This window comes from Streptococcus sp. 9903, from assembly GCF_013276625.1.
Classification (GTDB): domain Bacteria; phylum Bacillota; class Bacilli; order Lactobacillales; family Streptococcaceae; genus Streptococcus.
Genome location: NZ_VMLI01000031.1, coordinates 18,755 through 30,273 on the forward strand (window position 1 = coordinate 18,755; position 11,519 = coordinate 30,273).

General features: G+C 41.3%; 9 protein-coding genes. All 9 read left to right on the forward strand.

Annotation, left to right across the window (positions count from 1 at the left end; all coding sequences use genetic code 11):
• The first annotated feature begins 73 nt into the window (after nt 1–73).
• Nucleotides 74–2,032, forward strand: coding sequence for a peptide ABC transporter substrate-binding protein (locus tag HT696_RS09650; protein ID WP_173213526.1), 1,959 nt, complete (start codon nt 74–76; stop codon nt 2,030–2,032).
• A gap of 314 nt (nt 2,033–2,346) precedes the next feature.
• The gene (locus HT696_RS09655; protein WP_173213527.1) at nt 2,347–2,802 is read left to right on the forward strand and encodes a hypothetical protein; all 456 of its coding nucleotides are present in this window, start codon (nt 2,347–2,349) and stop codon (nt 2,800–2,802) included.
• A gap of 164 nt (nt 2,803–2,966) precedes the next feature.
• The gene (locus tag HT696_RS09660) at nt 2,967–4,061 is read left to right on the forward strand and encodes a cystathionine gamma-synthase (protein ID WP_173213528.1); all 1,095 of its coding nucleotides are present in this window, start codon (nt 2,967–2,969) and stop codon (nt 4,059–4,061) included.
• Between the two features lie 7 nt (nt 4,062–4,068).
• Complete coding sequence (locus tag HT696_RS09665; RefSeq protein ID WP_173282699.1) at nt 4,069–5,235, forward strand: MalY/PatB family protein; 1,167 nt, start codon at nt 4,069–4,071, stop codon at nt 5,233–5,235.
• A gap of 92 nt (nt 5,236–5,327) precedes the next feature.
• Nucleotides 5,328–8,426, forward strand: coding sequence for a DEAD/DEAH box helicase (locus HT696_RS09670; RefSeq protein ID WP_173282700.1), 3,099 nt, complete (start codon nt 5,328–5,330; stop codon nt 8,424–8,426).
• A gap of 47 nt (nt 8,427–8,473) precedes the next feature.
• Nucleotides 8,474–9,091 (forward strand): cystathionine gamma-synthase, encoded by a 618-nt coding sequence (locus HT696_RS09675; RefSeq protein WP_173282701.1) that lies wholly within the window; start codon nt 8,474–8,476, stop codon nt 9,089–9,091.
• A 10-nt stretch (nt 9,092–9,101) separates the two neighbouring features.
• Nucleotides 9,102–10,436 carry a UDP-N-acetylmuramate--L-alanine ligase gene (gene murC, locus HT696_RS09680; protein WP_173282702.1) on the forward strand — a complete coding sequence of 445 codons (1,335 nt, stop codon included), beginning with the start codon at nt 9,102–9,104 and terminating at the stop codon, nt 10,434–10,436.
• 9 nt (nt 10,437–10,445) lie between these two features.
• Nucleotides 10,446–10,907 (forward strand): GNAT family N-acetyltransferase, encoded by a 462-nt coding sequence (locus HT696_RS09685; protein ID WP_173282703.1) that lies wholly within the window; start codon nt 10,446–10,448, stop codon nt 10,905–10,907.
• Entirely contained in the window at nt 10,904–11,461 is a 558-nt protein-coding gene (locus HT696_RS09690; RefSeq protein WP_240150260.1) for a GNAT family N-acetyltransferase, read from the forward strand. The genes HT696_RS09685 and HT696_RS09690 overlap by 4 nt, the downstream gene beginning before the upstream one ends.
• Nucleotides 11,462–11,519 lie beyond the last annotated feature (58 nt).

Below are 11,519 nucleotides of genomic sequence, written 5' to 3' on the forward strand. Positions count from 1 at the left end.
TTGGGAAAATAATTGACTAAACAAACTAAACGTTGTATAATAAAACAAATATTTAAAGCAGGAGGTTCTGGAAATGAAAAAGTCTAAGAGCAAATATCTAACCTTGGCAGGTCTTGTCCTGGGTACAGGAATTTTATTGAGCGCGTGTGGAAATTCTAGCACAGGATCAAAAACCTATAACTATGTTTATTCAAGTGATCCATCTAGTTTGAACTATCTAGCAGAAAACCGTGCAACAACCAATGATATTGTGACCAATCTGGTAGATGGTCTCATGGAAAATGACCAATACGGGAACTATGTGCCATCCTTGGCAGAGGATTGGAGTGTTTCTAAGGACGGTTTGACCTATACCTATAAACTGCGGAAAGATGCTAAATGGTATACTGCAGATGGAGAGGAATATGCTCCTGTAACTGCCCAAGATTTTGTAACTGGTTTGAAATATGCGGCTGATAAAAAATCAGAAGCCTTGTACTTAGTGCAAGAATCCGTTGCAGGTTTAGATGACTATATCACTGGTAAAACAACAGACTTTTCAACTGTCGGAGTTAAGGCTCTAGATGACCAAACCGTTCAATATACTTTGACACGACCAGAATCTTACTGGAACTCAAAAACAACTTCAACCATTCTCTTCCCAGTCAATGCAGATTTCTTGAAATCAAAAGGGGATGATTTTGGCAAGGTAGACCCATCTAGCATTTTGTATAATGGACCTTTCTTGATGAAATCCTTTGTTTCAAAATCTGTCATCGAATACAAGAAAAACCCTAACTACTGGGATGCTAAGAATGTTTTTGTAGATGATGTGAAATTGGCCTATTATGATGGTAGTGACCAAGATGCACTGGCTCGTAACTATGTAGAGGGAGCCTATAGCTATGCCCGTCTCTATCCAAACAGTTCAAGTTTTGAAGGAATTAAAGAAAAGAATAAGGACAATATTATCTATAGTATGCAAGATACCACTTCTTATTTCTTAAACTTTAACCTGGATAGAAAATCTTATAAATTTACTTCCAAGACAAGTGATGCTGAAAAGAAATCGACTCAGGAAGCAGTTCTAAATAAAAACTTCCGTCAAGCCATTAACTTTGCCTATGACCGTACGGCCTATGGAGCCCAATCTCAAGGAGAAGATGGTGCAACTAAGATTTTGCGTAACTTGGTTGTTCCTCCAAACTTCGTAAGTATCAAGGGAAAAGACTTTGGTGAAGTAGTAGCCTCTAAGATGGTGAATTATGGTAAGGAATGGCAAGGAATCAACTTTGCGGATGCCCAAGATCCATATTACAATCCAGAAAAAGCTAAAGCTAAATTTGCGGAAGCAAAGCAAGAGCTAGAAGCCAAGGGAGTAACCTTCCCTATCCACTTGGACATGACAGTTGATCAAGCTGTTAAAAAGGGTGTTCAAGAGGCAAATTCTATGAAGCAATCTATTGAAGCAGCCTTAGGTGCAGAAAATGTTGTAATTGATATTCAACAACTTTCTACTGAAGACTTTGATAATACCAGCTATTTGGCTCAGACTGCAGCTCAGAAAGATTACGATCTATACAATGGTGGTTGGAGTCCAGACTATCAAGATCCTTCAACTTATCTTGATGTATTTAACGTTAATTCTGGTGGTTTGATGCAAAATCTAGGTTTAGAGCCAGGTGAAGCCAATGACAAGGCCAAGGCTGTTGGGCTGGATGTCTATACCCAAATGTTGGAAGAAGCCAATAAGGAACAAGATCTTGCAAAACGCTATGAAAAGTATGCTGATGCCCAAGCTTGGTTGGTAGATAGCTCTCTAGCAATTCCAAATGTTTCACGGGGTGGAACACCAACATTGAGAAAAACAGTTCCATTCTCAGCGCCATATTCATTGGCTGGTAATAAAGGGGTCGAATCCTATAAATACCTTAAAGTACAAGATAAGACAGTCACAAAAGACGAATATGAAAAAGCCAAAGAAAAATGGTTGAAAGAAAAAGAAGAATCTAATAAAAAAGCTCAAGAAGAATTGGCAAAACATGTCAAATAAGGATTTTTCAAGAAAAACGATGGTTTCGAAAGAAGCTGTCGTTTTTTAATAGAATGATAGTAAAATTGGAAGAAAAGTGCATACATTTTTTAATTTGTTTTTTGAATTTATGTTATAATGAATATAACATAAATGTGAGACGCTATTTTCGAAAATCTACCCAATGTTGATTGAAGTATGCACATGCTAGGGTAATGTTATAGGAGGGATGCCGTCTACTGAAAAAGTAAGATAAAACGCAACAAATGATAAGTTCTTCTTTTATGTGAAGAATTCTTAACTGGCTATTTACTAATCGTTATGGAGGTATCATCATGGGCGCTATTTTGGAGTTTGCGACAGAAAAACAAATTGAATCATTTCTTTCAACTTGTCGCATTGAAGGGCAAAAGAATTTTCTGATGGCTTTCAAGAAAAAGACATGGTTGAAATCCTTTATTGATTTTTTCGTTATAGGAGGAAGTTACTATGTTCAGTCGAGTGTGAAGCCTAAGATTCTGGCATTCACACCTAAGGGAATTTACTTGATGGACATCAGTGATATAACTGAAAATCGCTTTAATCAAGTCGTAGAGATGCCTTGGAATCAAGTTAAAGATTTTACTTATAAGACAGTCTTGAATACAGTTAGGCTGAACTGGAACTATCAAAATGAAGCCTATATTTTTTCCGTGGATGTCGGTCGGATTAGTCAGCATGTGGGCCAATATCAATTTAACAAAGAGCATTATGATTATTTATCCCAACAGGATTTCTTTCAGTCTAAGTAAGCCCTAGCAATCATTTTCACAAAAGAATCTGGAAGCTTTTCTGGATTCTTTTTAGCTTTACTCGATGAATCTATAGTTTTAAACTATAACTAGCTCTTGAAAAGAAGAAAATGAGTTGATGAAAATAAGTGGTACAATAGTTACTATAGATTTGGAGGAATTGTATGAGCAAGGAATTACACATTAACACAATTTTGGCCCAGGCGGGTATCAAGTCAGATGAAGCGACAGGAGCTTTGGTGACACCGCTTCATTTTTCAACGACCTATCAGCATCCAGAGTTTGGTCGATCTACTGGCTTTGACTATACGCGCACCAAAAACCCAACTCGTAGTAAGGCGGAAGAAGTCTTGGCGGCCATTGAGTCTGCAGACTATGCCCTAGCTACTAGCTCAGGGATGTCAGCTATTGTACTGGCCTTTAGCGTTTTTCCAGTAGGAAGTAAGGTCTTGGCAGTGCGTGACCTTTACGGTGGTTCTTTCCGCTGGTTCAATCAAGTGGAGCAGGAAGGTCGTTTCCATTTTACCTATGCCAATACAGAAGAAGAGTTGATTGCCGAGTTAGAAAAGGACGTGGATGTTCTCTATATCGAAACACCAACCAATCCCTTGATGTTGGAATTTGACATCGAAAAACTGGCAAAATTGGCTCATGCTAAGGGTGCCAAAGTGGTGGTGGACAATACCTTCTACAGCCCTATCTACCAACGTCCGATTGAAGATGGAGCAGATATGGTTCTTCATTCAGCAACCAAGTATCTAGCAGGCCACAATGATGTCTTGGCTGGAGTTGTTGTGACCAATAGTGTAGAATTATACGAAAAGCTTTTCTACAATCTCAATACGACAGGAGCAGTTTTGTCACCATTTGACAGTTATCAATTGATTCGTGGTCTCAAGACCTTGTCTCTTCGTATGGAGCGCTCAACGGCTAATGCTCAAGAAGTGGTTGCCTTTTTGAAAGATTCTCCAGCAGTTAAGGAAGTTCTCTATACGGGTCGTGGGGGCATGATTTCCTTTAAAGTAGCCGATGAAACACGCATTCCTCACATTTTGAACAGTCTTAAGGTCTTCTCTTTTGCCGAAAGTTTGGGTGGGGTAGAAAGTCTCATTACTTATCCAACGACGCAAACTCACGCTGATATTCCAGCAGAAGTGCGCCATTCTTATGGTTTGACAGATGACCTCTTGCGTTTGTCAATTGGGATTGAGGATGCTAGAGATTTGATTGCAGATTTGCGCCAAGCCTTGGAAGGATAAGACAAAGATGGGAAAATATGATTTTACAAGCCTGCCCAATCGTTTAGGGCACCATACCTATAAATGGAAAGAAGCAGAAACGGATAGTGAAGTTCTACCAGCTTGGATAGCGGATATGGACTTTGTAGTCTTGCCTGAAATCCGCCAAGCTGTGCAAACTTACGCTGATCAACTGGTTTATGGCTATACCTATGCCAGTGAAGAGTTAATTAAGGAAGTTCAAAAGTGGGAAGCCACACAACACGGTTACCACTTTGACAAAGAGGCTCTTGTCTTTATCGAGGGTGTGGTACCAGCTATCTCAACAGCTATTCAAGCCTTTACAAAAGAAGGCGAGGCAGTTCTGATTAACACACCTGTCTACCCACCTTTTGCTCGCAGTGTCAAGTTGAATAATCGTAGATTGATTACCAATTCTTTGGTGGAAAAGGATGGTCTGTTTGAGATTGACTTTGACCAACTTGAAAAGGATTTGGTGGAAGAGGATGTCAAACTTTATATTCTCTGCAATCCTCACAATCCTGGTGGACGTGTTTGGGAAAAAGAAGTGTTGGAGAAGATTGGTCAACTCTGTCAAAAATATGGTGTTTTCTTGGTTTCAGATGAGATTCACCAAGATTTGGCCCTCTTTGGTCACAAACACCAGTCTTTCAATACTGTCAACCCTGACTTTAAAGAATTTGCGATTGTCTTGAGCAGTGCTACTAAAACCTTTAATATTGCTGGAACAAAAAATTCCTATGCAGTTATTGAAAATCCTAAGTTGAGACTGGCTTTCCAGAAACGCCAGTTGACCAATAATCAGCATGAAATTTCAGGCTTGGGCTATTTGGCGACAGAAGCTGCTTATCGCTATGGGAAGGGTTGGCTAGAGGAACTCAAGCAAGTCTTTGAAGACCACATCAATTACGTGGTGGATTTATTTGGAAAAGAGACTAAAATCAAGGTTATGAAACCGCAAGGAACCTACTTGATTTGGCTTGATTTTTCAGCCTATGACCTGACTGATGAAGCATTGCAAGAGCTGTTGAGAAATGAAGCTAAGGTTATCCTCAATCGTGGTTTGGATTTTGGGGAGGAAGGAAGTCTCCATGCCCGTCTCAATGTAGCCATGCCTAAATCTCTGCTGCAAGAAGTTTGTCAGCGAATTGTGACGACTTTTGCCAAACGTTAAAAATCCAGCCTTCTAGGAGAAAAGTCTTCCTAGAAGGCTATTTTCATAGGGGAAAATATGGTATAATAAAAAGATAAGGTAAAGGTGAAAATATGGCTAAATTGATTCCGGGGAAAGTCCGTATCGAAGGCGTTGCCCTTTATGAAACTGGTAAGGTTGACATCATCAAGGAAAAGAACAATCGGCTCTATGCTCGCGTGGCAGAAGAAGAACTGCGCTATAGTTTAGAGGATGATTTGGTTTTTTGTGCCTGCGATTTTTTCCAAAAGAGGGGCTACTGTGTCCACTTGGCAGCGCTGGAGCATTTTCTGAAAAATGATGATCGTGGTCAGGAAATCTTGCAGAGTCTGGAAGAAGGTCATGAAGAAAAAGAGGCCGTTGAAACCAAGGTGACCTTGGGTGGCAAATTTTTGGATCGAATCTTGTCTCCAAAATCAGACCGAGCCTATGAATTATCGGCTGTGGGGCAGGTGGAAGCAGGAACCAATCATATCTTGTGGACTCTGAGAATCGGCCAAATCAATAGCCAAAAATACTATGTCATTCGAGATATTCCACTCTTTTTAAGGATTGTCGAGCAGAGAAAGTCTTATATGATTGGCAAAACTTATGAGGAATCCTTGTCTTGGGAAGCCTTTGATGAGGCTAGTCAAGAACTTCTGACTTTCTTGCGCGGACTAATGGAGGAAGGACAGGCTCCAGACCTCTTTTTCCAAAACCAAGGTCGGCACCTCTTTTTCCCTCTGACCTTTTTTGAGCAGGGTGTGAATTTATTGATGACCTTGCCCCATTTTCAATTTGACCACCAAGTGGATAGTTACCAAACCCTACTTTTTCAGGATTTGCATGCGGATGCCAATCTATTTGCCTTTACAGTAACAGAATACTCGGACTATTTTGAAATGGAAATCAGTGAGAGTCCAAGGGTCAATGTTTTTTATCAGGGAGCTGTACTTTTCCATAAAGGACAGGTTTATTTTCTAACAGACCAGCAGATACGTCTTCTCAAGGAAATTAAAGCGTTGCCTTTGGATCAACATGGAAAGAAATACCTGCAATTTGATAGTAGTGACCGAGATAAGTTGGCTTCCTGTCTAACGCTTTTTAGCCAGATGGGGATCGTTTCAGCTCCAGAACGGTTACAAATCAAAACGTTTGCGCCCTCTTTTTACTTTGACAGGGAAGAAGATAATCGGATTCGTTTAGAGATTCAGTTTGATTATGGGGATAGGCAGGTATCAAGCCGACAAGAGCTAGAAGAATTACCTTTTTCGAGTGATGCTGACTTAGAAGAAAGAGTTTTCCAAGTCTGTTTGGCAGCGGGATTTGAAGCAGACTTTCAATCTTGGCGTCAGGCCTTAAAAGCAGAGTCTGTCTATCATTTCTTCCATGAAATCATTCCAGTCTTTGAAAAACTCGGGAATGTTGACCTATCAGATAAGCTAGAAGAACTTTATAGCCTAGCGAGTCCTCAAGTGCAGATTGCTTCCAAGGGAGGTCTCTTGGAAATCCAATTTGATTTTCAAGATATTGCCCAAGAGGAAATCGACCAAGCCATGCAGGCCTTGGTTGCCAATCAAGATTTTTATATTGATTCGTCTAATCAAGTCTACTTTTTCGATGAAGAAACCAAGAAAATTCGCCAAAATCTACAGGAACTGGGGCAGTTTGAATTAAAAGATGGTGCCTTGCAGGCTCGGAAATCCTTGGCCTACAGTTTAGCCCATCTCTTTGAAGGGCGAGATCGTGTTTCTTTTTCACAAGAATTCCAGAATCTGGCCCACGATTTGACACATCCAGAGGACTTTCCTAGACAAGCAACTCAGGTTCAGGCTGATTTGCGAGATTATCAGGAAAAGGGAATTAGCTGGTTACAAATGCTCCATCATTATGGTTTTGGTGGGATTTTGGCTGATGATATGGGATTGGGGAAAACCCTCCAGACCATTGCTTTTTTGACCAGTCAAGTGACAAAAGAAAGTCGAGTCTTGATTTTAGCTCCGTCAGGTTTGATTTACAACTGGGCAGATGAATTTCAAAAATTTGCCCCACAGTTGGATGTGGCTGTTGTTCATGGTTTGAAAGCTAGTCGTGAAGAGATTCTTACTGAGAACCATCAAATCTATGTGACTAGCTATGCTACCTTCCGTCAGGACAGTGAGCTTTATCAGGGTATGGCCTTTGACTTCCTTTTCTTAGATGAAGCTCAGGTTATGAAAAATGCCCATACTAAGATTGCCCAGACCTTGAGACAATTTGTGGTGCCGTCAGTTTTTGCCCTGTCAGGGACACCGATTGAAAATCATCTGGGTGAGCTGTGGTCTATTTTCCAAATCGTCTTGCCAGGACTTTTGCCAAGCAAGAAAGAATTTATGAAATTGCCAGCTGAGCGCGTGGCTCAGTTTATCAAGCCTTTCGTGATGAGGCGCAAGAAAGAAGAAGTGCTGACTGAGTTGCCAGACTTGATTGAAGTGGTTTATAAGAATGAACTGGAAGACCAGCAGAAGGCTATCTACCTAGCCCAGTTGCAACAGATGCGGGACCGCCTAGCTCAGGTTTCAGATCAGGAATTTCAGCGAAGTCGAGTGGAAATCTTGTCTGGTCTGATGCGCTTGCGCCAAATCTGTGACACCCCTGCCCTCTTTATGGAAGATTATCAGGGAGCCAGTGGCAAACTGGATAGTCTCCGAGACCTGCTGGTACAGGTGGCAGACGGTGGACACCGTGTCTTGATTTTCTCGCAGTTCAAGGGAATGTTGGAGAAAATTGAACAAGAACTGCCAGACTTGGGCTTGACTTCCTTTAAAATCACGGGTTCAACACCAGCTAAGGAAAGACAAGATATGACCAAGGCCTTTAACCAAGGGGAAAGAGATGCCTTTCTGATTTCCCTCAAGGCTGGTGGTGTCGGACTGAACCTGACAGGTGCTGATACAGTTATCTTGGTTGACCTTTGGTGGAATCCTGCGGTGGAGGCGCAAGCCATTGGCCGTGCCCATCGGATGGGACAGGAAGAAACAGTTGAGGTCTATCGCTTGGTGACTAAGGGAACCATTGAAGAAAAAATTCAGGAACTCCAAGAACAAAAGAAACATCTGGTGTCACAAGTATTGGACGGCACAGAGTCACGTGGCAGTCTGACCCTAGCAGAAATTAGAGAAATTTTAGGAATTTCTGAAGCCAGCACTTGAAAAATCAAGACAATACGCTATAATGAAGTGTTGAAAGGAAATAGAAAATGAAACAAGAACGATTTCCATTGGTGTCAGATGACGAGGTCATGTTGACTGAAATGCCAGTCATGAATCTCTACGATGAGTCTGATCTAATCAGTAATATCAAGGGTGAGTATCGGGATAAAAATTATTTAGAATGGGCTCCTATTGCTGAAGAAACACCAGTCAAACCGATTGAAAAGCAAGTCGAGAAACCTAAAAAAGCTCCTTTAGGGGTAAAAAAAGAAGGAAAGAGCTATGCGGAGGTGGCGCGTGAAGAAGCGCGTGCAGACTTGAAAAAGAAACGCTCTGCTAACTATCTAACTCAGGATTTCAGCCGTGCGAGACGTCATTCTAAATCAGGCCTTGTTAGACAGGGCAACCAACCGACAGCTCCTTTCCAAAAGGAAAATCCTGGTGAATTTGTCAAATATAGCCAAAAATTGACCCAGTCTCAGTACATCTTGGCAGAAGAAGTTCGTTCTATCCCTACCAAGAATGAAGAAGTGTCAGCACCTGCTCCAAAGAAAAACAACTATGATTTTCTAAAGAAGAGCCAAATCTACAATAAAAAAAGTAAACAAACAGAACAAGAACGTCGGGTTGCCCAAGAGTTGAATCTGACAAGAATTACAGAATAGGGGAGAAAACATGCCAAAGACATATCATTTTATCGGAATTAAGGGATCAGGGATGAGTGCCTTGGCCTTGATGTTGCACCAGATGGGGCATAAGGTACAGGGATCAGATGTTGAAAAGTACTACTTTACTCAACGTGGTCTTGAGCAGGCAGGAATTACCATTCTTACTTTTGATGAAAAGAACCTAGACGGTGATATGGAAATTATCGCTGGAAATGCCTTTCGTCCAGATAACAACGTCGAAATTGCTTATGCAGACCAAAATGGTATCAGCTACAAACGTTACCATGAGTTTCTAGGTAGCTTTATGCGTGACTTTGTTAGCATGGGAGTAGCTGGAGCGCATGGAAAAACTTCAACGACAGGTATGTTGTCTCATGTCTTGTCTCACATCACAGACACTAGCTTCTTGATTGGGGATGGGACAGGTCGTGGTTCAGCCAATGCCAAATATTTTGTCTTTGAATCTGACGAATATGAGCGCCACTTTATGCCTTATCACCCAGAATACTCTATTATTACCAACATTGACTTTGACCATCCAGACTATTTCACAAGTCTCGAGGATGTTTTCAATGCCTTTAACGACTATGCTAAACAAATTACCAAGGGTCTTTTTGTCTATGGTGAAGATGCAGAATTGCGTAAAATTACATCAGATGCACCAATTTATTATTATGGTTTTGAAGCAGAAGGTAATGACTTTGTAGCTAGTGAGCTTCTTCGTTCAACAACTGGTTCAACCTTCACCGTTCATTTCCGTGGACAAGACTTGGGGCAATTCCACATTCCAACCTTTGGTCGTCACAATATCATGAATGCGACAGCCGTTATTGGTCTTCTTTACACAGCAGGATTTGATTTGAACTTGGTGCGTGAGCACTTGAAAACATTTGCCGGTGTTAAGCGTCGTTTCACTGAGAAAATTGTCAATGATACAGTTATTATCGATGACTTTGCCCACCATCCAACAGAAATTATTGCGACCTTGGATGCGGCTCGTCAGAAATACCCAAGCAAGGAAATTGTAGCGGTCTTCCAACCGCATACCTTTACAAGAACCATTGCCTTGTTGGACGACTTTGCTCACGCTTTGAACCAAGCGGATGCAGTTTACCTAGCACAAATTTATGGATCTGCTCGTGAAGTGGACCATGGAGATGTTAAGGTAGAAGACCTAGCCAACAAAATCAACAAAAAACACCAAGTGATCACTGTTGAAAATGTTTCTCCCCTCCTAGACCATGACAATGCTGTCTATGTCTTTATGGGAGCAGGAGACATCCAAACCTATGAATACTCATTTGAGCGTCTCTTGTCTAACTTGACAAGCAATGTTCAATAGGATGTTCCCATGGAAATTCCAATTAAGATCATTCAGGCAAGTCAGTCTGATTTGGCTGAGATAGAGGCGATTCAAACTTCGTCTTTTCCAGCTGAAAAGCAGCAACCTTTCCATATTTTAGAAGAAAGTATCCGTAAGTGTGCGGATACCTTTCTTCTAGCTAGGGATGAAAATCAACTTTTAGGCTATATTCTATCAAGTCCTCAGTCAGACAATCCGCAATGTCTAAAAGTACATTCTTTAGTTATCGAGGCTGACCATCGGAGACAGGGCTTGGGAACGCTTCTCATTGCAGCCTTGAAAGAGGTGGCAGTTGAGCAGGATTACAAAGGAATTCGTTTGGAGAGTCCTGATGAGCTGCTTTCCTATTTTGAAATGAACGGTTTTATCGATGAAGAAACTTCCCTTTATGCAACTAGCCAGGGTTTTAGTATGATTTGGTTTAATCCCTTTTATCTGGAGGCACAATGAAGATCAGACAAGCAAAATTAGAAGATTTGGATCGGATTGTCGAAATCGAACTAGAAAATTTCTCGATTGAAGAAGCCATTCCTCGCTCTGTTTTTGAGGCACATTTGCGAGAAATTCAGACCTCTTTTCTGGTTGCAGAAAAAGAAGGTAGGATCATGGGTTATATCGAAGGGCCAGTTGCCCCTCACCGCTATCTGCAAGACCAGTCTTTTACAGAAGACATAAAAGACTATAGTCATGAGACTGGTGGCTATATCTCTGTGACCTGTCTCTCTATTGCCAAGGAAGCACAGGGCCTTGGGCTGGGTAAGAAATTTCTAACAGCCTTGAAAGAAGTGGCTCTTGAAGATGAGAGAGAAGGCATTAACCTAACCTGCCATGACTATCTCATCGCCTACTATGAAAAACATGGATTTATCAACGAAGGCTTGTCCCAGTCAACTTTTGCAGGGGAAACTTGGTATGATATGGTCTGGGAAGCTAATACTCTTCGAAAATCAAATTCAAACCACGTCAGCGTCGCCTTACCGTACTCAAGTACAGCTTGCGGCTAGCTTCCTAGTTTGCTCTTTGATTTTCATTGAGTATAAAAAATGGTAAATTCCCAAACTA

Excerpts from the sequence above, each read along its gene's own strand:
- HT696_RS09650 (WP_173213526.1), top strand. The coding sequence starts at position 74 with ATGAAAAAGTCTAAGAGCAAATATCTAACCTTGGCAGGTCTTGTCCTG.
- HT696_RS09655 (WP_173213527.1), top strand. The coding sequence starts at position 2,347 with ATGGGCGCTATTTTGGAGTTTGCGACAGAAAAACAAATTGAATCATTT.
- HT696_RS09660 (WP_173213528.1), top strand. The coding sequence starts at position 2,967 with ATGAGCAAGGAATTACACATTAACACAATTTTGGCCCAGGCGGGTATC.
- HT696_RS09665 (WP_173282699.1), top strand. The coding sequence starts at position 4,069 with ATGGGAAAATATGATTTTACAAGCCTGCCCAATCGTTTAGGGCACCAT.
- HT696_RS09670 (WP_173282700.1), top strand. The coding sequence starts at position 5,328 with ATGGCTAAATTGATTCCGGGGAAAGTCCGTATCGAAGGCGTTGCCCTT.
- HT696_RS09675 (WP_173282701.1), top strand. The coding sequence starts at position 8,474 with ATGAAACAAGAACGATTTCCATTGGTGTCAGATGACGAGGTCATGTTG.
- murC (WP_173282702.1), top strand. The coding sequence starts at position 9,102 with ATGCCAAAGACATATCATTTTATCGGAATTAAGGGATCAGGGATGAGT.
- HT696_RS09685 (WP_173282703.1), top strand. The coding sequence starts at position 10,446 with ATGGAAATTCCAATTAAGATCATTCAGGCAAGTCAGTCTGATTTGGCT.
- HT696_RS09690 (WP_240150260.1), top strand. The coding sequence starts at position 10,904 with ATGAAGATCAGACAAGCAAAATTAGAAGATTTGGATCGGATTGTCGAA.